This window comes from Luteococcus japonicus (assembly GCF_003752415.1).
Taxonomy (GTDB): Bacteria; Actinomycetota; Actinomycetes; order Propionibacteriales; family Propionibacteriaceae; genus Luteococcus; species Luteococcus japonicus.
Window position 1 is genome coordinate 2,254,628 of record NZ_RKHG01000001.1, and the last position, 21,528, is coordinate 2,276,155.

Annotated in this window: 17 protein-coding genes and 1 pseudogene; 8 read left to right on the forward strand and 10 right to left on the reverse strand. The window is 66.9% G+C overall.

Going from position 1 to position 21,528, the window contains the following annotated elements; all coding sequences use genetic code 11:
* Positions 1-149 precede the first annotated feature (149 nt).
* From EDD41_RS10805 to EDD41_RS10820, 4 genes are all read left to right on the forward strand, one after another.
* Entirely contained in the window at positions 150-2,309 is a 2,160-nt protein-coding gene (locus EDD41_RS10805) for an ArnT family glycosyltransferase (protein WP_123575910.1), read from the forward strand.
* Between the two features lie 122 nt (positions 2,310-2,431).
* Positions 2,432-2,626 carry a hypothetical protein gene (locus tag EDD41_RS10810; protein ID WP_094763499.1) on the forward strand — a complete coding sequence of 65 codons (195 nt, stop codon included), beginning with the start codon at positions 2,432-2,434 and terminating at the stop codon, positions 2,624-2,626.
* Positions 2,627-2,689: 63 nt separating this feature from the next.
* Positions 2,690-4,150: a PQQ-binding-like beta-propeller repeat protein gene (locus tag EDD41_RS10815; protein WP_123575911.1), complete on the forward strand. Its 1,461-nt coding sequence runs from the start codon at positions 2,690-2,692 to the stop codon at positions 4,148-4,150.
* Positions 4,147-4,914: a sulfite exporter TauE/SafE family protein gene (locus EDD41_RS10820; protein ID WP_094763501.1), complete on the forward strand. Its 768-nt coding sequence runs from the start codon at positions 4,147-4,149 to the stop codon at positions 4,912-4,914. Before EDD41_RS10815 ends, EDD41_RS10820 begins: the two co-directional genes overlap by 4 nt.
* A gap of 30 nt (positions 4,915-4,944) precedes the next feature.
* Here the strand turns inward: EDD41_RS10820 and EDD41_RS10825 are convergent, their stop codons facing one another.
* Positions 4,945-5,154 carry a VOC family protein gene (locus EDD41_RS10825; protein ID WP_094763502.1) on the reverse strand — a complete coding sequence of 70 codons (210 nt, stop codon included), beginning with the start codon at positions 5,152-5,154 and terminating at the stop codon, positions 4,945-4,947.
* Positions 5,155-5,234: 80 nt separating this feature from the next.
* On the opposite strand from EDD41_RS10825, the gene EDD41_RS10830 reads away from it, so the two are divergent.
* Positions 5,235-5,888, forward strand: coding sequence for an HAD family hydrolase (locus EDD41_RS10830; protein ID WP_170165333.1), 654 nt, complete (start codon positions 5,235-5,237; stop codon positions 5,886-5,888).
* An 80-nt stretch (positions 5,889-5,968) separates the two neighbouring features.
* Here EDD41_RS10830 and EDD41_RS16895 read toward each other — a convergent pair whose 3' ends face one another.
* Positions 5,969-6,130 carry a hypothetical protein gene (locus EDD41_RS16895; protein ID WP_170165334.1) on the reverse strand — a complete coding sequence of 54 codons (162 nt, stop codon included), beginning with the start codon at positions 6,128-6,130 and terminating at the stop codon, positions 5,969-5,971.
* Positions 6,131-6,268: 138 nt separating this feature from the next.
* The gene (locus tag EDD41_RS16900; protein WP_170165335.1) at positions 6,269-6,424 is read right to left on the reverse strand and encodes a hypothetical protein; all 156 of its coding nucleotides are present in this window, start codon (positions 6,422-6,424) and stop codon (positions 6,269-6,271) included.
* A gap of 314 nt (positions 6,425-6,738) precedes the next feature.
* On the opposite strand from EDD41_RS16900, the gene EDD41_RS10835 reads away from it, so the two are divergent.
* Both EDD41_RS10835 and EDD41_RS10840 read left to right on the forward strand, forming a co-directional pair.
* The gene (locus EDD41_RS10835; RefSeq protein ID WP_123575913.1) at positions 6,739-8,499 is read left to right on the forward strand and encodes a DEAD/DEAH box helicase; all 1,761 of its coding nucleotides are present in this window, start codon (positions 6,739-6,741) and stop codon (positions 8,497-8,499) included.
* Positions 8,500-9,042: 543 nt separating this feature from the next.
* Positions 9,043-9,576: an endonuclease domain-containing protein gene (locus EDD41_RS10840; RefSeq protein WP_170165336.1), complete on the forward strand. Its 534-nt coding sequence runs from the start codon at positions 9,043-9,045 to the stop codon at positions 9,574-9,576.
* Positions 9,577-9,724: 148 nt separating this feature from the next.
* On the opposite strand, the gene EDD41_RS18190 is transcribed toward EDD41_RS10840, so the two are convergent.
* Positions 9,725-9,967 (reverse strand): hypothetical protein, encoded by a 243-nt coding sequence (locus EDD41_RS18190; protein ID WP_425454334.1) that lies wholly within the window; start codon positions 9,965-9,967, stop codon positions 9,725-9,727.
* A 14-nt stretch (positions 9,968-9,981) separates the two neighbouring features.
* Positions 9,982-12,648, reverse strand: coding sequence for an excinuclease ABC subunit UvrA (locus EDD41_RS10850; protein WP_123575915.1), 2,667 nt, complete (start codon positions 12,646-12,648; stop codon positions 9,982-9,984).
* 184 nt (positions 12,649-12,832) lie between these two features.
* On the opposite strand from EDD41_RS10850, the pseudogene EDD41_RS10855 reads away from it, so the two are divergent.
* Positions 12,833-13,920, forward strand: a pseudogene (locus tag EDD41_RS10855) (transposase).
* A 142-nt stretch (positions 13,921-14,062) separates the two neighbouring features.
* Here EDD41_RS10855 and EDD41_RS16905 read toward each other — a convergent pair.
* The 5 genes from EDD41_RS16905 to EDD41_RS10875 form a co-directional block, all read right to left on the reverse strand.
* The gene (locus EDD41_RS16905; protein WP_170165337.1) at positions 14,063-14,209 is read right to left on the reverse strand and encodes a hypothetical protein; all 147 of its coding nucleotides are present in this window, start codon (positions 14,207-14,209) and stop codon (positions 14,063-14,065) included.
* A 110-nt stretch (positions 14,210-14,319) separates the two neighbouring features.
* Complete coding sequence (locus EDD41_RS10860) at positions 14,320-15,330, reverse strand: IS481 family transposase (protein ID WP_123575532.1); 1,011 nt, start codon at positions 15,328-15,330, stop codon at positions 14,320-14,322.
* A gap of 427 nt (positions 15,331-15,757) precedes the next feature.
* Entirely contained in the window at positions 15,758-16,840 is a 1,083-nt protein-coding gene (locus EDD41_RS10865; RefSeq protein ID WP_123574949.1) for an IS110 family RNA-guided transposase, read from the reverse strand.
* Positions 16,841-16,997: 157 nt separating this feature from the next.
* Positions 16,998-17,795, reverse strand: coding sequence for a helix-turn-helix domain-containing protein (locus EDD41_RS10870; protein ID WP_170165338.1), 798 nt, complete (start codon positions 17,793-17,795; stop codon positions 16,998-17,000).
* 186 nt (positions 17,796-17,981) lie between these two features.
* The gene (locus tag EDD41_RS10875; protein WP_123575917.1) at positions 17,982-21,377 is read right to left on the reverse strand and encodes a PPi-type phosphoenolpyruvate carboxykinase family protein; all 3,396 of its coding nucleotides are present in this window, start codon (positions 21,375-21,377) and stop codon (positions 17,982-17,984) included.
* Between the last annotated feature and the right edge of the window lie 151 nt (positions 21,378-21,528).

The window sequence follows — 21,528 nt, forward strand, 5'->3', positions numbered from 1 at the left end:
GATTGCCTACCATTCGGAAAGATCCGGACATGGTGACATGTCCGGAATCCATACGAGGAAGGTCACAGCCACGTCCCCGGGACCACACAGCAGGCTCATAGACTCCGACGCGACGGTGGAGCAGTAGCCGAACGAAAGGCCTCTCCACCATGACCTCCACCGCACTGCTCGACGAGCGGCGGGCCGCCGACGTGGCTGCCCAGCTCGCCGCGAGCGAGGCAGGGCCCGATGCCCACCTCAGCTCGGCGGCACCCCCGGCCGAGCGCGGCCGGCTGGCTCGCTTCTTCCTGGGATCCAACACGGACCCGGCTTGGGCCCGCCCCGCACTGTGGGCGCTGCTGGCCGTCTCCGCCGTCGTCTACCTGTGGAACCTGACCGTCAGCGGCTATGCCAATGACTTCTATGCCGCCGCGGTGAAGTCCGCGACGCGGAGCTGGACCGCCTGGCTCTTCGGCTCACTGGACTCCGCGAACGCGATCACCGTCGACAAGCCACCGGCCTCCCTGTGGGTGGTGGGTCTGAGTGCCCGCATCTTCGGCTTCAGCTCCTTCTCCCTGCTGCTGCCGCAGGCGCTGATGGGCATCGGGACGGTGGCGACGGTGGCTGCCGCGGTCCGCCGCTGGCACGGTCATGCGGCCGGTCTGGCGGCCGGTGCCCTGGTGCTGGTTACCCCGGTTGCTGCCCTGATGTTCCGCTTCGACAATCCCGACGCGATGCTCACCCTGCTGATGAGCCTGGCCGGCTACTGCGTGGTCCGGGGTATCGAGACCTCGCGTGGTCGCTCTGCCCTGACGTGGATGGTGGCTGCCGGTGCCGCGATCGGTTTCGCCTTCCTGACCAAGATGCTGCAAGGCCTGCTGGTGCTGCCCGGCTTCGTGCTGGCCTACGTCCTGGCCGCTCGCTTCAACCTGAGGACGCGCATCCTCCATCTGCTCGCGGCGCTGGTCAGCATGATCGTCTCCGCGGGCTGGTTCATCGCCCTGGTCTCGCTGTGGCCCGTCGCCAAGCGCGCCTACATCGGCGGCTCCACCAACAACACGCTGTGGGAGCTGGCGCTGGGCTACAACGGCCTGGGCCGCATCCTCGGCGGATCCGGGAATGGTGGCGGGGGTGGCCAGGGTGGCGGCTTCGGTGGCACCGCCGGCATCTTCCGGCTGTTCAACAGCCAGTTCGGCACCGAGATCAGCTGGTTCCTGCCCGCCGCGCTCATCCTGCTTTTCGCCGGCCTGGTGGCCCGCGGCCGCGCACCCCGTACCGACGAGGCGCGTGCCTCGCTGGTGGTCTGGGGCGGTTGGATGGTCTCCACCGCGTTGGTGCTGAGCTTCATGGAGGGCACCGTCCACTCCTACTACGCGATCGCCCTCACCCCGGGCCTCGCCGCGACGATCGCCGTGGCCGGACGCGAGGTCTTCCGCAAGGGGCAGCTCGACGGAGTCCTAGGCGTCGCCTGGCGCACCGTGCTCGGCCTGGCCATCGCGGTGACCGCGGGCTGGGGCTACCACCTGCTCTCGCTCAACGCGTCGGGCTGGCACGCCTGGATCCGCTGGGCCGCGCTGGCCGGTGGCATGGCCGGGGCAATGGGCTACGTCGCCCTGGGCGTCGCCCAGAAGAACCAGACCGTGAAGAAGCTGGCCATTGCGGCGCTGGTCGTCGGCTCGCTGAGCGCGGCAGCTCCCTCGGCGGCCTGGACCGTCGGCACCGTGAACGTCCCGCACACCGGCTCCATGCCGGTCTCCGGCCCGGCCGTCGCCGGCGGAGGAATGGGCGGTATGGGTGGCGGCCAGATGGGTGGCACTTCACCCACGGGCACCGACGGCGCACAGTCCGGCACCACGGGTACGGCACCGACTGGCACCGAGCCGACCGGCACCGCGCCGACCGGCACGACCTCGGGCACCGCCTCGACAGGCTCGGCCGCCGGCAGCAGCGCGGCGGACGGCAACGGTGGCCCCGGCCAGGGGGAGTCCTCCAGCAACTCGGAACTGATCGCCTTGCTGAACAAGACCAGCTCGAAGTGGTCCGCCGCCGTGATCGGTGACCAGACCGCCGCGGGATACATCCTGAACAGCGACACTGCCGTGATGTCCATCGGCGGCTGGAGCGGCAGCGACAACAATGTGACGCTGGAGCAGTTCAAGGCCTACGTCGCCAACGGTGACATCACCTACTTCATCTCGGGAGGTGGCATGGGCGGCGGCCCCGTTGGCAACTCGGGCTCCGGTTCCGAGATCAGCGAATGGGTGGCGGCCAACTTCACCTCCACCACCGTCGGCGGGACCACGGTCTACGACCTGACCAAGATCGCCTGACGCGTTCCACGTGGAACAAGCACGGGTACCGCCCCCGGTCTTCACCGGCCGGGGGCCTTCGCGATCCCGCCCGATTCACACCCGCCTTGGCATCGCGGGATCTTCCGTGCACCATGGGAAACATGGCGGCACGATTCATCGAGGCGAACACCTGTCAGGACGCGTGCGGGATCATCAAGACCCGGGACCGGGTGGAGGGCGCGCCCGTCTACCGCTGTCCGGGTTGCGACTCTCGCTGGATCGAACTCAATGAGCGCACCGGCGAGAAGGACGAGGCCAAGCCCTCCGCCCTGGAGCGCTTGCTGCACCGACGCTGAAGCCTGCTTCCCACGTGTTTGTCGGCATTCGAGCGAGAGCCGAGCTCCGCGTAGGCTCGAGGCATGCGACGGCTGGGATTCGACCGGAGGACGGGCCCTGCCGTGCTCCTGGCCGCCGCCCTGCTGACTCCCGCCGGATGCAGCGCGGACCAGGAGCCGGGCACCACGCCGTCTGCCTCCGTCACATCCCCCAGCGCACCGGCGAGCACGCCAGGCCAGGAGGGCGGTCCCGCCTCCGTCGACGAAGGCGCCCAGGGCCAGGCAGAGGCTCCCACCGAGGTGCCACTTGAGTGGACCACCACGACCACCCGGCCGGCCAGTGATGTGGTCAACGTCGGGGGCCACGCCATGCTGGTGGCCAGCGTGGACAAGCACCTGGAGCTGCAGGAACTCAGCCTTGCCGACGGCCACGTGGAGTGGGCCCATCGCGTGAGTTCGTCGATGGTGGCCCCCGAGGTGGCGATGCCCGTCACTGCGGTGCTGGATCGCTATGTGGCCGTGCTCGAACCCCTCACCGGCCCCGGTCAGCGCGCCCGGATGCGCCTGCTGGACACCACCAGTCGTGGCGAGGCCGTGGCCGACACCGGCATCCATGTCTTCACCTCCTTCCCGGAGATCTGCTCCGACGATGCCTCCTCGGTGTGCGCCAATGCGATCTCCGGCGTCAAGTCCCACGAGGTACGCCTGCGCGTCGACGGGCGACAGAGCAGCCGCGCCCTGCCGGACTCCGGCGACTCCTACGAGGACCTCGGTGTCAACGGACTGGTGCGCTTCCTGGAACCGAAGACCCGCAAGGCCACGATCGGGGTCGAACACGGCGGCAAGCTGCTGTGGCACCGTCTGGAGGTCGACGTCTTCGGCAAGCTCTCGTCCCGTGCCGGGCGCGGCTTCGACATTTCCGATGGGGTTGTCTACGGAACTGTCGGAATGTCCAGGCCCACCCGGGCCAACCCGATGCCCTCGCGTCGCCTGACCGTAGGGCTGGATGCCGACACCGGCAAGACCCTGTGGCGGATGCCCGCCGCGGACCTGGGCTGCAGTTCGCGTCGCGACGTCGTGCTGGTCTGCGAGTGGCAGGCGGGGACTGTTCGCAATGACGGTTCCGTCGAGGGCGGCCGCGTGGTGGTGAGCCGGATCGACCCGAACACCGGCAAGCGGATCTGGCGTACCCGTCCCTTCTTCGTGGTCGGCCGTGACGCCGGTGCCCTGGGCAATACCGGCAATGACGTGGTGATCACCGAGACCACGGGTCGATCGGTCATCGAGACCACCACCGGCGCCGTGCGGATGGCGCTGCCCCGGGACGTCGCCTGGCGTCGGGTCGGCATCCAGGTGGCCAGCAATGACCCGCACTACAAGGGAAGCTCCCCGGTCACCACACGGCGGGGCGTCGTCAACCGCAATGAGCCGGAGACCGAGCCGGAGCGCTTCTACCAGCCGCTGCCGGACCAGACGGGAGACACCTTCGGGGACCTGCGGCTGCTGAGTCTGGCCGGCCGCGTGATCGCGCTCAAGGTCTCATGAGCCTGTGGACCCTGCCCCTGGGAATCCTGGTGGGCATCGTGATGGGCAGCCTGGGTGGCGGGGGCGCGATCCTCACCATCCCGCTGCTGGTCTACGTGCTGCACCAGAGCCCCCATGCCGCCACCGAGGGTTCGCTGTTGATCATCGGCATCTCGTCCCTGATCGGCTTGTGGCCACACCACCGCACCGGCCGCGTGCGCTGGGTCGACGGTGCGCTCTTCGGGGCGCTGGGGATCGTGGGATCCATGATGGGATCTGCGGCCTCAACGCAGGTTGAGGGCGAGGTCCTGATGGCCCTGTTCAGCGTCTTGCTGCTCGTCGTCGCGTGGTTGATGTTCCGGGCGCGAGCCCGCGGCCGTTCCGGTGGTGGCGGGCAGGCGAGGCCCTTCTGGCAGCTGCTGCTGACCGCGACGGGTGTGGGGCTGCTCACCGGCTTCTTCGGGGTGGGCGGTGGCTTCGCCGTCGTCCCGGCGCTGACCCTGGTGCTCGGCTTCGCGATGAAGGAGGCAATCGCCACGTCGCTGCTGGTGATTGCCATCAACTCGGCGACGGCGCTGGCATCGCGGCTGACCATCGGGGTGGCCCTGGACTGGGGCGTGGTGGTGCCCTTCGCCGTCGGCGCGAGCCTGGGGAGTCTGGCCGGTGGGCGCGTGGCGCGGCTGGCCGACCCGCGGCAGCTGCAGTTCGCCTTCGCCTGCCTGCTGGTTCTCCTGGCGCTCTTCGTCGGAGCGCAGAACATCCCCGCCGCCCTGCACCTGCTCTGAGGTGCTGGCCAACGAGGATGGCGTGGGTGCTCAGGCGTTGAGGTTGACCATCCAGTTGATGCCGAACTTGTCGGTCAGCTGGCCGAATTCCGCGCCCCACATCTGCTTCTCCATGGGCAGGGTGACCTGGCCTCCCTCGGCCAGGGCGGTGAAGAAGTCCCGCAGGCGCACGTCGTCGCCGGAGATGGTGACATTGTTGCCGGGCAGGTAGGGCATCTCGTCGGGGGTGTTGGAGGCCATCAGGGTGAAGCCGTCGGCGGTGGGCGGGGCTCCGTGCGCTGGGGACTGGGCGCATGTGCGGCCTCGCTAGGCTTGGGGTCATGCCGCTGCTCTTCGTTGACCTGGACAACACGCTCGTCGACCGCGCCAGCGCCCACCGGGCGTGGGCCGTCGGCTACCTCGCCCAACGGGGTGCGGATCCAGCGCTTGTGGAGGAGATGGTGCGCGCGGACGGCGACGGACTGCGTCCCAAGCCGGAGGCCGCGGCGGACCTCCAACGCATCCTGGGGCTCAGCGACGAGGAGACGGCCGGCATCACCAAGGTCCTGCGTCAGGGTGTGCTGGACAACCTGCGGGTGGAGCAGGAGGTGCTGGACGCACTCGGCCGGGCGACGGCCGCCGGGTGGACGCCCTTCATCGTCACCAATGGCGTGGTGCCCCAACAGGACCTCAAGATCACCAACCTGGGTCTGGATCGGCATGTCACCGGCTGGGTGGTCAGCGATGTCGTCGGGGTGCGCAAGCCGGATCCGCGCATCTTCCACCTCGCGGCCCGGCAGGCCGGCCTGCCGCTGGAGGGAGCGTGGATGGTCGGCGACGCGCATGACACGGACATCGAGGGTGCCCAGGCCGCCGGAATCAACAGCGTCTACATTGGCCGCGGCCGGTCCTGGCCTGCCGGGCTGCCGGAGCCGACGGCCTTCGCCGACTCCTTCGCGCAGGCGGTGGACCTCATCCTCGGCTGGCGGAGCTGAGTGCTGGCCCTCTTCGACGCACCAGGCGCCCGTCACCGGATGGTGGCGGGCGCCTGGTGCGTGCTAACGAAGAATGTGGCTCAGGCGGCAATCTTGAGCGGGCTGACAACCGGCTCGTCGGAGATGCGGCGGTCGGTGAGGACCGTGTCTGCCGTCTGGCGGGGGCTGGGTGCGTCGAGCAGCCACAGGACGGCAGCGGCAATCCAGATGGCGATCACTGCGGTGAGGAAGAGAGGGGCCATGGTCGTCTCCTGAGTGGGTTGGAGCGGTATTCCCCCGAGCACCGCGTCTCATCGTTGAGGTGCCAGCAACCATAGCGCCTCAGCAAAGCTTCAGGGAGATCTGTTCACACAAGAAATTCGTGTCGGTGTTCGGGTTGGTCAGGCCGCCCGGTCCCGGTACTCGTCGAGCCGGACCGGCTCGTCCTGGTGGGAGAGGACCTCGTTGATGGTCGCGCGGGTCTTGGTGTCATCGGAGAACCAGAGGAATCCGGCGACCAGCCACAGGGTCACGACGGCGATGATGAGGGCGATCATGGGGTCTCCTAGGAGAAGGAACTGGATGGTGCTGGTCCCGGCCCCCGCCGGTGTCGAACTTCGGAGCCCCCTGCCACGAAGGGGCGGCACAACTGCTTGCGCAGCAGACCGCCTTGTGTCAAAGGGTTTCATTCCCTGCCGGAGGAAGCAAATAAAACGGTAGAGCTGCCGCGGACCTTCAGCTTCTCAGGCGCTGGGGCACCCCTTCGGGTGTGACGGGCGAGACCCGCTGTCAGTGACGTCAGGTAGTCTCGAACTCCCATGCGCACCACCTTCCCCACCCCCGGCAGCGCACCCCGGAAGGGGCGCCGCCGTTGAGCACCTCCGCCTTCGAACACATCTCTCCGGCCTGGCCCGGCCGCGCCCCCTGGGGCACGGCACGCAGCCTGCGCGCCTGGCAGCAGGAGGCGCTGGACATCTACCTGCGCGACGAGCCACGGGACTTCCTGGCCGTCGCCACCCCCGGCGCCGGCAAGACGACCTTCGCCCTGCGCGTCGCCGCGGAACTGCTGCACCGGCGCATCATCACCCGGGTCCTCGTCGTGGCCCCCACCGAGCACCTCAAGGTGCAGTGGGCGGAGGCCGCCAGCAAGGTGGGCATCAACATCGACCCGGGCCTGGGCGGTTCCATGCGGGGGCGTTCCAAGGAGTTCGACGGCATCGCCGTCACCTATGCCGGCGTCGCGGCCCGTGTGCATCACTACCGGGCTCGGGTGGAGAACTTCAAGACGCTGGTCATCCTCGACGAGGTGCACCACGCCGGTGACGCCCTGAGCTGGGGAGACGCCATTCAGGAGGCCTTCCAGCCTGCCGTGCGGCGCCTGGCGCTGACCGGTACCCCCTTCCGCTCCGACGAGAGCCCCATCCCCTTCGTCACCTACGAGGAACTGCCCAGCGGCGCCAAGCAGTCCCGGGCCGACTACACCTACGGCTACGCCGAGGCCCTGCGGGACAATGTCGTGCGCCCGGTGATCTTCATGGCCTACGGCGGCCCGATGCGCTGGCGCACCAAGGCCGGCGACGAACTGGCCGCCAATCTTGGCGAGGCGCTCACCAAGGACCTCACCGCCCACGCCTGGCGCACCGCCCTGGACCCCAAGGGCGAATGGATCCAGTCCGTGCTCAAGGCCGCCGACATCAGGCTCTCGGAGGTGCGCCGCCATGTCCCCGACGCCGGGGGCCTGGTGATTGCCACCAACCAGACCCAGGCCCGCTCCTATGCCCGGATCCTGCACCAGGTGACGGGGGAGAAGCCCACCGTCGTGCTGTCCGACGAGGAGGGCGCCAGCAAGCGGATCGAGGACTTCAGTGGCTCCGAGGCGCGCTGGCTGGTGGCCGTTCGCATGGTCTCCGAGGGCGTCGACGTCCCGCGCCTGTCTGTCGGCGTCTACGCGACGGCCACCTCCACACCCCTCTTCTTCGCCCAGGCCGTCGGGCGTTTCGTGCGTACCCGGCGACGTGGTGAAGTGGCCACCGTCTTCCTGCCCACCGTGCCGGTGATCCTGTCCCATGCCGCCCTGTTGGAGCAGCAACGCGACCACATCCTCGGTGGCCGGAAGACGGCCGACGAGGACGACCTGTTCGCCCAGGAAGACCTCCTGATGGAACAGGCCAACCAGGACGCCAAGGCCTCCGACGACCTGCTCGGCGAGTGGGAGGCCCTGGAGAGCGTCGCGCAGTTCGACCACGTGATGTTCGACTCGCAGCAGTTCGGCCTGAATGCGGAACCCAGCTCCGAGGAGGAGGCCGACTATCTTGGCCTGCCCGGGCTGCTGGAACCCGACCAGGTGCGAGACCTGCTCAAGGAGCGCCAGCGCCGCCAGCTCAAGCGCCAGGAGCGGCAGGACAAGAAGGAGCACGTCGCCCCCGAGGTGAGTCTGCACCGGGCGCTGGAGACCAAGCGCAAGGAGTTGAACTCCCTGGTCAGCCAGTACGCCCGCTCCCGCGGCATCCCGCACAGCCACATCCACGCCGAGTTGCGCCGCCAGGCCGGCGGCCCACCCCTGTCCCGCGCCTCCACGGACCAGGTGGACTCCCGGATCCGGCTGATCCGCAAGTGGCACACCGGAAAGTAGTCCCCGGACAACATCTGGACACCTGACCCATCTTCCCGATCGAGCGCTGACGGGTCTTTGACACGTTCACACTGCACTGGGGTGCGGAATTCGCTCGATCGGGAAGATGACTCCTCGCCGAATCCGGGTTTTCCACAGGATTTGGCTTCCCGAGGACCTGTCCACAGGCATCGAATGGTGTGAAAATTCCAAAGGCTCGACGCACATCCTGCAGTCATGGAAGTTCTTCAGGCCCGTGGGGGCGTGTGCAGGACCAAGGCCCTCCGGGCGTCCGGGATGACCAAGTAGCAGATCATCTACGCCGTCGGGGCCGGGCGCCTGCGGCGGGTACGCATCGGTTGGTATGCGACGGGGGTGGCGGACGCGAAGGTGGAGCGGGCCGTGGCCGCGGGAGGGGTGCTGGGTTGTGCCTCGGCCCTCGCCTTCCATGGCGCCTGGGACGTCACCGGTGGGACAGTCCATGTCCATTGTGGTCACGACAGGACCGGCCGGATGCCCGCGGGCATGTCCCGCTGTCGGTCCCGGGGTTTCCGGGATGACAGGGTGCCGGCCCACGCCGTCGACGACATCGACGTCGCGCTGCGCTGCGCGTGGTGGTGTCTGCCGCGGGATGAGCTGGTGATGGTCTGTGACTCCTTGATGCACCAGGAGCTGGCCACCCGGGAGGAGATCCGAACTGCTCTGTGCGGCCTGCGCGGCGTGGCGGACTTCATGGAGCGTTGTGACACCGCCGAGTCCGGCACCGAGAGTCTGGTGCGGCTGAGGCTCCGGCGGCGTGGCATCGAGCTGAAGCCGCAGGTGGACATCGGGGGAGTGGGGCGGGTGGACTTCCTGGTGGGCGAGCGGCTGGTCATTGAGGTGGACAGCAAGGCACACCACACCGGCGAGGAGAACTACCGCAAGGATCGGGAGTGGGACCTCAAACTCGTCGCCCTGGGGTACGTCGTGGTGCGGCTCACCTATGGACAGGTGATGTTCCACTGGCACGAGGCGGAACCCCACCTGCTCGCGATCCTGCGTCGGGGAGACCAGTGGTGGGGCTCACGGAAGGGTGCGCGCACCGGTCTGGACAAGTGACCCATCTTCCCGATCGAGCGCTGACGGGTCTTTGGCACGTTCAAATTGCACTGGGGTGCGGAATTCGCTCGATCGGGAAGGCAACGGTTGGGGGGGCACGGTTTCGGTTGGCCCTTGACCACCTGGATCGGAGTGAGGGTGCGTTTGATCACGAGGAAGTGCGTCTGCTTGCCTGAGGCATTGCGGGTTCGCTGACCGTTGGTCGCACTCCGTAGCTCGAAGCTGGACGGATCCAGGGTGAGGACCTCGGTGAACGTGGTGTCGTCGACCGTCCCGACGTGATGGAGCAGGATGCCCCTGGGGGTGCGCTCACGACGGGGCCGGTGGAGGTGGAGTCACCGAAGCCACCCAGAATCACCGAGATGAAGGACCGGTTCATCGCCTTGCACATGATGTAGCTCAGGGTTATGCCCCTGACGTCAGCGTCGCGGCCTCGGCGAGGGCCGCGGCGAGATACGGTGCTGAAGCGCTGTTTCTCGACGCGGCGACCTCTGCTGGCGTTCCGGACGCGACCACTGTGCCGCCGTTGTCACCGGCTCCCGGCCCGAGATCGATGACGTAGTCGGCTGCGCCGACCACTCGCATGTCGAGTTCCACCATCACGACCGTGTTGCCCGCATCGACGAGAGTCTGAAGGTGGGTAACTAGACGGTCTGCGTCGGCACAGTGCAATCCGGAGGTCGGCTCATCGAGCACGTACAGAGTGTCGCCGCGCTGCGCTCGTTGCAGTTCGGTGGCCAGCTTCACACGCTGCGCCTCCCCACCGGAGAGCTCTGTGGCCGGCTGTCCCAAGCGCAGATAACCGAGCCCGACATCGACCAGCGAGGTGAGGGAGCGCATCACGTCGTACTCGCCGGCGAAGAACTCGTGAGCCTCTTCGACGCTCATCGCGAGGATTTCCGCGATGTTGCGCCCTCGCCAGGTGATCTCCAGGGTGCTCGATTGGTAGCGGGTGCCATGGCAGTCGGGACACACGGTGTAGACCGAGGGCAGGAAGAGCAGCTCGACCATCACGGAGCCTTCACCCTCACAGGTCGGGCAACGGCCGCCTGCGACATTGGAGGAGAACCGACCGGGCTTGTATCCGCGTGTCCGAGCATCCGGCGTCTCGGCGAACCGGCGCCGCACATGATCGAAGAGTCCTGTGTAGGTCGCGACGTTGGAGCGGGGCGTGCGGCCGATGGGTTTCTGGTCGATGCTCACCACACGCCGGACGGTCGTGAGATCGCCCTCGACCGACCCTCCGAGTTCATCGGACTCGTCGGTGAGGAGCAGGGCGTCGGCCTCAGCGCTTTCCTCCTCGACGCGAGGGGCGTCTCCTTGCCTGGCGCCGATGAGGGCAGGCAGGACTTGACTGACAAGGCTGGACTTCCCCGACCCTGACACGCCAGTGACAGCCGTGAGCGTTCCGAGCGGTAGCGGCACAGATACGTCCCGCAGGTTGTTGCGGGTGACGTGCTTCAGCTGCAACCAGTCGTGGGCGGCACGGGGCTGGTGCGGTGGAAGGCCGCTGCCCCCGAAGATGTATCCGCGCGTCACCGACTCGTCGACCTCCGCGAGCCCGTCCGTGGGTCCGCTGTAGATCACGCGCCCGCCGCGTTCCCCGGCTCCGGGGCCGATGTCGACCAGCCAGTCCGCGTGCCGCATGACGTCGACGGAATGCTCCACGACGAAGAGGCTGTTGCCGCGCTGCTTCAGCCCGTCGAGGATACCCAGCAGCGCGGTGACGTCGTGTGGATGGAGACCGGCGGACGGTTCGTCGAGGACGTAGACAACACCGAACAGTTCCGACGTGAGCTGCGTGGCGAGTCGAAGTCGTTGTAGCTCCCCTCCGGACAGTGTCGGCGTAGTGCGACCTAGCGAGAGGTAACCGAGTCCGAGATCGAGGATGGGGCGCAGGCGGTCCAGCAATTCTGCGCCCAGGCGGGCTGCCGCGGCGCGCTTCTCGACAGACTGATTCGGTGTGCGACGGACATCCGGCGCAGCGGAGTGCGCGGAGCCGCCAGCAGCAACGCGCTGCTCGACGGCTTCACGTCTAGTCGCGACGTCTACCACGGCGCCGGAGGTCTCGCCCTCGCGGTCAGACTCGGCGACGACGGACTCGAGGAGCTCAGCCAATTCACGCAGTGGCAAGGCTGAGAAGTCCGCGATATCGAGTCCTTCGAACGTCACCGTCAGTGCTTCGGGTTTGAGCCGCTTCCCATGGCACACCGGGCAGACCGCCGCGCTCATGAACTGGGCTACGCGGCGCTTCATCGAGGCGCTCTTCGTGTTCGCGAAAGTGTCCAGCACGTACCGCCGCGCGCCGACGAAGGTGCCCGAGTAGCTCGGTTCGATTCCTGCTCGGATTGCCCGGCGCGCCTCGGCGAGTGTGAGTCGAGAGTGGACGGGAACGAAGGGGGTCTCGTCGGTATAGAGGATCCAGTCCCGATCCTTCTTCGGCAGATCCTTCCACGGTACGTCGACGTCGTAGCCGAGCGCGACGAGCACGTCCCGCAACTGGTGGCCGTGCCAGGCGGTGGGCCACGATGCGATGGCGCGCTCCCGGATGGTGAGTGAGGGATCGGGCACCATCCGCTCCTCGGTCACCGCGTACACTCTGCCGATGCCGTGGCACTCGGGGCACGCGCCCTGCACGGTGTTCGCGGAGAAGTCCTCGGCGTAGAGCATCGGCTGACCGTCTGGGTATTCACCGGCTCGCGAATAGAGCATCCGAACCACACTCGACAGCGTGGTGATGCTACCTACAGAGGAGCGCGCGCTGCGCCCTCCGCGCTGCTGCTGCAAGGCGACTGCGGGCGGCATCCCGGTGATGGAGTCGACGTCGGGGACACCCGCTTGGTCGATCAGTCGCCGCGCGTACGGGGCAACTGACTCCAAGTAGCGCCGCTGCGACTCCGCGTACAACGTGCCGAAAGCCAAGGAGGACTTCCCGGATCCGGACACGCCCGTGAACACAACCATCGCGTCACGCGGAACCGTGAGGTCGACGTCCTTGAGGTTGTGTTCGCGGGCACCACGCACCCGGACATCGGGCTGGACGTGGGTGGACACTGAGGAAAGGTGATCCATTTCGGAACTGTACCAAGCGGGCCTCGTGGTGAGCAGGTTCATCGACCGTGGGAGGCAGGATGATGCGGCTGTTTACCGGCTCTTCACAGATGAGGGTGTAGGTGGGCAGTGGACCCGGGTCCGCAGACGGGCCGAGGTCCTTGGATGATGGAAGTTCCTACACTGCCTCACCAAAGACCTCGACGTGCCCCAATGTAGCTACACCGCCCCTGATCTGACGTCGTTCTGCCAGCTCGATGACCTCGGTCTGACCGTCGTCGGCCCACACCTGACCGGCGAGCGCGCCGTCCTGTTGTGCCGCCCGGTCGAGCCGGATGACTGGTGCCACCGCTGCGGCTGTCAGGGCTCACCACGCGACAGCGTGGTCTGCGAGCTCGCGCACGTGGCGTTTGGGTGGCGACCCACCATTCTGCGGGTCCGGCTGCGTCGCCACCGGTGCACCGGTTGTGGGCATGTGTGCGCCAAGACCTCATCCGCGCCGCATCGCCGCGTGCGTGCTTGTCACGCGGTGCGTTGCGGTGGGCGCTGGAAGCTCTGGTGGTCAACCACTTGTCCATGACCCGTATCGCCGCTGCACTGGACGTGGCGTGGAACACCGCCAACACCGCGGTCCTGGCCGAAGGCCAACGACTGCTCATCGACCAGCCCAGCCGACTGGACGGGTTCACCGGCTTCAAAACCACCACCACCGAAGAACTCCCCGCAGCCGCCGAAGTGATGGATCCCTTCCATGTGATCCGGCTGGCAGGTGATGCCCTGGATGTCTCCCGCAGACGCGTCCAGGTCTCGCTGCACGGGTCTCGGGGCCGCAAACACCATCCACTCCACCAGAACCGGCGGACTCTTCACGCCGGCGCCGACCTGCTGACTGACAAGCAACAAGGCCGCCTGGACGCATTGTTCGCCGATGATCGGCATGTCGAGTTCGAGGCCACCTGGGGCGTCTACCAGACCATGATCGCGGCCTACCGCACCAGAAGTCGGACCGAGGGCAAGAAGGTCATGACCCGCCTGATCGATGCGATCGGCACGGCTGTTGCCATCAGTCTGGTCGAGGTCGCCACGTTGGGCCGGACCCTGACCAAGCGACGCGATGACGTCCTGGCGTTCTTCGACCACATCGGCTCCAGCAACGGCCCCACCGAGGCCATCCACGGCCGCCTCGAACACCTGCGCGGCACCGCCTTGGGCTTCCGCACCCTCACCCACTACATCGCCAGATCCCTCCTGGAAGCAGGCGGATTCAGACCCGATCCACACCCTGGATTGTGAAGAGCCTCTTTGACACGTTCACACTGCACTGGGGTGCGGAATTCGCTCGATCGCGACGGAGGCGGGGGGCCGGGGAACGCAAAAGTGCCCCTGTCCGGAGGGCCGGGGACACTTTCTGGGACTACCTGGACTGCGTGCAGCGTCAGCGCTGCTGGATCACCGGAGCTACGGGGGATGACTGCTGGGCAAGCAGTGGTTCGGCCAGAAGGGCCGCGACTGCGGCCATCGCCAGAGCCACGACGCGTACGCGAAGCCGGTGCTCTCGGCTGTGATCGGCGTCAAACTTCATGAACTCGACAGTAGGACGAGATGGTCGAAGGCACAACCATCTGCGCACCCAGGATCTTCAGTCTTAGGACACTCTCATGTGGAATCATGTCAAACAGCCCGATGGCAAGCCTAGATGTTTGAGGTCATCACGTTCATGACGCGGGCTGGGGTGCGGGTGGCTGGTGGCTGGTTCCCGCAGGCGGTGTGGGTCCGATGGTAGTTGTAGTGGACGTTCCAGACCTTGATGGCTGCGCTGCGTTGGGCGTCTGAGGTGAACGGTCGGGCGTAGAGGAATTCCTCGGCCAGGATCCGGTTGTAGCGTTCGACCTTGCCGTTGTGTCGGGGGGTGTAGGCCCGGATGTACTGGTGCTTCGCGACGTGGCCGGTGATGGAGCGTTCGAAGGCGTGGGCCTTGTAGCAGGGCCCGTTGTCGGTGACCAGCCGGGTGATCCGGCCGATTCCGTGGAGCGAGAACCAGGCGCGGGCGCGGGCCCAGAACCCGATCACGGTGGTGGCTTTCTCGTCGGGCAGGGCTTCGGTGTAGGCCAGCCTGCTGAACCCGTCGATGGCCGAGTGGAAGTAGGTGTAACCCACCTTCTGGCCCTTCTTCGCGCGGTTCGCTTGGCGTGCTTGGTCGGAGTCGCGGCCGTGGATGCGCCAGCCGCCGCCGTCGGGGATCTTGCCCGCCTTCTTCACATCCATGTGGATCATGTGGCCGGGGTAGCGGGCCGTGATCTTCTGGGGTTCCCGCACGGGTTCGCCGTCGAGGTCGAGGAAGCGACGCCGGTGCAGGTTGTGGAGCCGTAGGTGGCGTTGGATCGTGGAGGTCGAGACCCGCAAGCCGTGTTTCTCGGCGAGTTCGGTGCTGATCTTGGCCGCGGACCACTTCTTGGCCCGGCGCAGCTTCAGCGCTTCCTCGATCACGTTGTCGGGGGTTCGGGTGGGGCTGGTGTGTGGGGCGCTGGAGCCGTCCAGCAGCCCTGGGTCGCCGAGGTCGCGGTGCCGGTTGACCCATTTGGAGGCGCAGGCGCGGGAGATGCCCATCTCCTTCGCGACGTGGGCGATCGGGCGGTGCTGGCAGCGTTCCACGAGCCGGCGGCGGCCCTCCAGGGACAGGGGTGCGTTAGCGTGGGTGTTCAAGGGCAGGTCTTTCTGACTCAACGTGATGACGGCTTAGACACCACTCATCCTGTCGAGAGACCTGCCCCCTTCGCATCCCCAGCCGTGTCTACAACGTCATGACCCGCAACACCTGATATGGGTGTGGGTTTTGTCAAGAGGGCAGGACGAGGCGCCGCCGGGCTGGATGCCTGGCGGCGCCTCTCCTGTGTTGACCTGAAGTGGATGTGGTCAGGGGTTTCGCGTGTCTATACGACGGCGATGTCAGTCTGATATTCGCGGGTTGGTTACCGCAGGACGGTGCTTTCGGCTCGGAACGTCACGCGTGTCTAGGATCGAGCGTCGCCGCCGGTCAGGGCGGCTGCTCATAGGTGTTTCGCGGGTCGTTCCGGTCGCTGCGTCACCCCATGACCGGCCGGTCTTCAGGTCAAGTTTGTGGGCCTCGACGTCAGTCGTCGAGGACGGCGAGGGACCAGCACCACCCGGCGAGTTCGCGGGCGATCGCGGCGTTGGCGATGTTGTTGGCCTTCTTGCGGGCTTTGAACTGGTTCCAGCGATGGTTCAACCGCCGGTTGCCCAGGTCACCGCGGGCCCGGGCAGCCGGGGACGCAAGATCCCAACGGTCACGGATCGTCTTGCCGGGAACGTAGCGGTGCTGGTGGTGCCAAGCGGCCTCGACCAGCAGCCGCCGGGCATGACCGTTGCCGGTCTTCGTGATCGGACCGAGTGAGCGTGACTGGCCGGATGAGTTCTCGGACGGGACGAGGCCGACGAAAGATCCGATGGAGTTCCCGGTGAACCGGGTCCAGTCGCCGATCTCGACCGCCAGACCGAACCCTGTCAGCGTCGAGATCCCCCGCAGACAGCCGAGCCGGTGGATGGTGTTGGTCCAAGGACTGTCGGCAGCCATGGCGGTGATGCGCTCGTCGAGACGATCACGGCGCGCCGTGATCGTGACAACACTGTCGTAGGCCTCATCGAAGGCGGCCTGGACCAAGGGCGAGTCGAAGTGCTGGCGTTTGAGCCAGGCGTCATGCGCGTTGCTCCAGGTCTGCCCGCCCGAATAGACGATCCCGTGACGCAGCAGCAGCTTCGACAACCGATGCCTGGCACGCATCAAGTCACTACGGCAGTCCTCGCGGGTCCTCACCAGGTCACGAGCAGCCTCGGTCAGCTCATCAGGAACCGCGACCGCAGTGAACGCGTCCAGCCGGAGCAGCATCGAGAGGTGTTCAGCGTCGATCGCATCAGTCTTCACCCTCGATCCGGCTGGCCTCTGGAGCTTGGACGGCGCGGCGACCACCGTTCGGATGTCATTGCCCAGCAGGGTCCGGGCCAGACCGTAACCGGTCGGGCCAGCCTCATAGATCGCCGCGGCCGGGCCGGGCAGGGCCTTGATCCAGGCCGTCACTTCCACAGGGTCGGGGCAGAGTCGGGCTTTGAAGATCTCGCCGGTCTGGACGTCCATCGCATGCGCCACCACGGAGCGGGCATGCACATCCAGACCAACACTCGTACGCTCGGTAAACAACCGGGGCCTCCCACGTATGTCGGAAAGGCCAGACAGGCCCACCCTGTCCGGCAACCCACGAATCGTTGCGCGGCGAGGCCCCGGCCTGCCAGAGCTCTCACCCCTGAATCGGGGTCACCCATACCGTCTAGATGGCAAAGTTCACAGTGAACAGAAACTACCAGGCCCAGCCCATTCCGTAGCACTGCGAGGGCTTGGGATTGTGCAGGTTGAGGCAGTAGATGCCGTGGTCCAGCGCCTTGACCTCCGAGCATCCCAGCCCCTCGGCGGGCACCAGCATCGGGTCCGGCAGGGGGCCAAAACTCCACACGGAGCGGGGAAGCCGACGGCCCAGGAAGTTCAAGGTGATGCGTGCCCGCTCGGTGGGCAGGGTGAAGGTGACCCGGGCGGAGCGGCCGGGGTCCCCTTGGGCCACCCAGGAGCGCAGGCCGAACTCGTGTTCCTCGCCAGTCTTGAGCGGGCGGTCGAAGTGGAAGCGTGTCAGGTAGAGGCTGCGGCGCTCGTCGATGTGGTGTTCGTCGCGGTGGATCCAGCCGCCGAAGAGCGGTTCGCTGTCCAGCCCGAACTCGGTCCGCTCGCTGGTGATCTTCAACCCGTACTCGGCTGCGCCATCGCGGGTCGCCCGCACCCGACGGACCTGCACGATCTCCTCGGGAGAAGGGTGCTCTCGGAATATGTAGGCGTAGTTCGCCTCGACGGTCTCGAAGGGGTCGGAGAGCTCGAAGGCCTCGTCGACACGTGAGCGGGAAGGGAACAGGGGCTCAAGCGTGTCGGTCCACTCCGGAAAGGTGCACCGGACCTTGTTCCACAGGCGAGCCGACGGCCGCTCGCGTCCCACTTCGACATTGGCCAGGGTGGAGCGTGCAATCACATTGCCGAGGGCTTCCACCAGGTCCACCTGGCGCATCCCGGCGTCCTTGCGCAGGGTTCGCAATGCCTCCCCGAAGCTCTCCATTAGTCGATGGTGACAGGTTGGGATCGTCGCGTCAGATAAACACCCAACATTGGTCATCCTGGCAATTGTGCCGCCGAATAGCATTTCACAAGGTATTTCGATCTGGGTTACAGAGCTTTCGGGCACGAATTTGCTCCACCCCAAGGGGTGCGGAGCAAACATTCGTGCCAAACCACGACCGTATGGTCAGCCGAAATTCACCTGGCGGCCCAAGGTTCCGTTGAGCGACTGAAGATAGCCGGGGCTCTGAACCCGTGTCAGCTCCCCCTGGAGCGCGTCCAGCCGCTGCATCAAGGACAGGCGCTCCACGGGGTTGGCATTGCCCTGGTTCTTGACGAAGGGAGACAGGTCCGCGACGCCGTGCTTCAGCAGCGCGATGTCGGCCGACTGCTTGGCGGCGAGCCGCTGGGCATACCACCCGGAATCCAGGATCGCCTGGCGGCCGAACAGTGCCCGGAACTCGGGGGAGTCCACGGTCCACCCCTTGGCGGAGGAGCCATTCGCCATGATCTCCAGCAGGGCCCGCAGCGGCGGGATGGCCAGCTCGATGGTGCCGTCGGTGATGTAGGTCTGGGCCACGCGCTGGTGGGTGGTGACGATCACGTCGACACTTTCCGCGAAGATGTCCAGGTCCTGCAGCTCCGGCTTGAGCATCTCCTCGGTGAAGACCACGTCGGGGTGCAGGAAGATCCGTCCGAAGTAGGTCGTCGCGAAGTTCTGGTTCATCCGGTAACCCAGACGGCTGGCCTGGACGGTGTGGCCGTTGTGCTCGAAGTCGTCGATCCTGTCCAGGTATCCGTCGGCCACGAGCGTCGACGCCTTGCGCTCCTCGGGCCACATCCGGCTGAAGATCTCCGGGATCAACAGCGAGATGTCATGGTCCACCCGCACCTTGGGGCCGATGGTGCCGGCCGAGGACAGCCACCCGTCGGTCTCGGTCAGGGCGAAGCTCAGCAGCGCGGCGTTCAGGTCGATCACCGACGGCATCGCGTTGAACGGTGCCTTGGTCATGGCCCCCTCGCTGCCCGCACCCGTCGTCGAGGGCGACTTGCCGGTCATCGAGCTGATGAACTCCATGAACAGTTCCGGCAGTTCCATGTAGTGCAAGGGGTTGTAGGCACACAGTGGGGGCACGCCCGGTTCCGCGGCATTGTTGCGGCGTCCCGCCGCCACCACGTCGACGGGCATCCGGATGGCCTTGCCCAGCGGTTCCTTGCGCAGCAGGTGGGAGGCGACCTCGGCGGACGCGGTGGCCTCCGGATTCATCAGGTCCGGGCGCTTCTGCAGGTAGCGGGGATTCTTGGACCGCTTGCCCTCACCCACCTTGCGTGGCTCGGAGCTGACGGCCAGGAAGAGCGGGTGCTCGTCATCGGCACCTTCGGCGAAGCGAGTGATCCGCTCCCGCATCGGCTCGGTGAACAGGCTCATGCCGGGGGCGTCGGCCACCAGTTCCCGGGCTTCCTCGCGGGTCAGCGGGTGGAAGTTGGAGATGAACGAGTCGTCGCCCGCCATGTCCTTCTCCGTCTGCTTGTCATAGCCGCGGTGGATGGCGTCGTCGGGGCGCTGGAAGAGCAGCTGCTCGCAGTTCTTCACGTACTTGGCGCTCACCGGATCCGTGGTGTCCCCCTCCGGAGGTACGACGATCGAAGCGGTGATGTCGTCCTCCGTCTGCACCTTCGCGGCGGGCGAGAAGTCCGGGCGCAGGCTGAACAGCCGCCACGAGCCGTCGGCCTCGAAGCCGACGCGCAACATGTTGACCATGATCTTCTCGCCGTCGAGGCGCACGGAGTTGCCCTTGCGCCCATTGGTGATGCCGACGGTGAAGTGGCTGCGCCAGTCATCGCCCCATTCGGGCTTGAAGTACCGCTTGACGGTGAAGACCAGTTCGCTGATGTGCGCAGGAATGGTGCCCAGCCACTCGTTGTACGCGTCGGTGAACTCCTCGCGCGGGGTCAGCAGCTTGATCACCGAACCGAGCGAGCGTTCCGGGGAGAGAAGGGGACGCTCGTCGTGGGCCGCAGGATCCCGGAAGCGGTCCGAGTAGTCGTGCTCCAGCAGGGCCTGCACCTGGTCCATGTCCGCGTCGAAGTCCGCGGCGTAGGCACTGCCGAAGACGAAGGCGTCCAGCAGGCTCTTGCTGATCTCGCTCTTGCCGCCGCCGGAGACCGTTGCGGGCTTGTGGCACTGCGTCGAGTGCGGCGAGGTGCCGATCAGGTGCCACTGCGTGGGGTCCGCGTCGCGGGGCTTGGCGTGCACGTGGTAGCCATTGGGCGCCAGGTAGGTCTTGCCCGCCAGCAGCCGGGTGACACCTTGGGAACCATCGGGATTGGTCCAGCTCACCTGCTGGGTGCGCATGGAGTAGAAGGCCTTGCCCGGCACGACGACCAGGTGGTCTTGCTCCAGGTCGATCGCGTGGCCCTCCGGCTGCAGCTCGAAGCGCTCCGGGTTGCGGGCCACCACGTCGGCGACGGAATAGTCGTCGGGCGTGTAGGTGTCCTGCCACTCCTGGCCCAGGTTGTAGGCGGGGAAGGCCACGGCGCCGCCGGAGTGCTCCTCCTCGGCCAGGCCGAAGAGGTTGGCGGAGTAGGAGATCTGCGTCTTGACCTCCTTCTTGCAGTAGCCGAAGTAGTTGTCAGCGATGACGGTGACGATCACGCCGCGCTCGTCGCGGGCACAGACCTTGAAGGCCTGACCACCGTTGTAGAGCTCGTCCTCGGAGGACCAGCACATCCCGTCGCGCTTCTGGCGCTCGGTGGCCTGGTCGGCGTGCGGCAGGCCCAGGGACTTCTTGGTGACCTTGGTCAGGTGCGGCGCCAGGATGACGGCGCCGGTGGTGCCGGTCCAGCCCTCCGGGTCCAGCGAGGCGTCGTTCTCCGGGAGGTGCGGGTCCCCGGCATTGCCGAAGATGCCCTCGACGAAGTCGAGGTTGGCCACCAGGCCACCGGGCACGATGAAGCGGACCTCCATGGTGCGCTCGCGGGTGAAGCCGGGGACGGCGGGAACAACCAGGGGACGCATCAGCAGGGAGACGAAGCACCCTGCCTGCTGTTCCTGGTTGGCGGTGTAGGGAAGCTCGAGTGCCTCCTGCGGAGGCTGCAGCGCCAGTTCGACGAGGCGGCCGAAGACCTCAACCGGCACGGCCAGCTTGTCGTCCTGGATGGGCAGGCCGCCCTCTGCGATGTGGAAGACGCCGGCGGTGGTGCGACGGTCATTGGCAGGGTTGTGCAGTACGCCATTGGCGAGCCGGTAGGAGCTGAGCAGTTCGGAGTGGAACTCGTCGCCGCCCTGCGGCAGGCTCAGCGCGCGAGCCATCCCCGGGGTGTCGAGCACCAGCGTGTGGTGCGGCAACTGGGGCGAGGTGCCGGAGTTGGCCAGGTAGTCGTCCAAGAATTTCTGGATGCGCAGGTCCGCGGCGCACAGCCGCTCGCCCAGGCGTCGGGAGACCTCGCGGTGGCGGGCGATGATGGGCGCGACGAGGTCCTCGTCATGCCCGGAGCCGGAGCCGGCCTGCGGGAGGCCGAGCAGTGCGAGGCGCAGGTTGATGGCCGAGGTGAGGTGTTCGGGCGTGCTGGGGGTTGCCATGACTCCATTCAATCCGGCGGGTCTGACAATGCAAGGGGCGGGGGTCGAATCGAGATGGTCTTGACACTTTCGTCGGCCGCACCTTCCCGTCGGTGCACGTATGCTCGCGATCGTGAACGTCCGTGCAGGGCGGGATGCACCGAGTGCACGT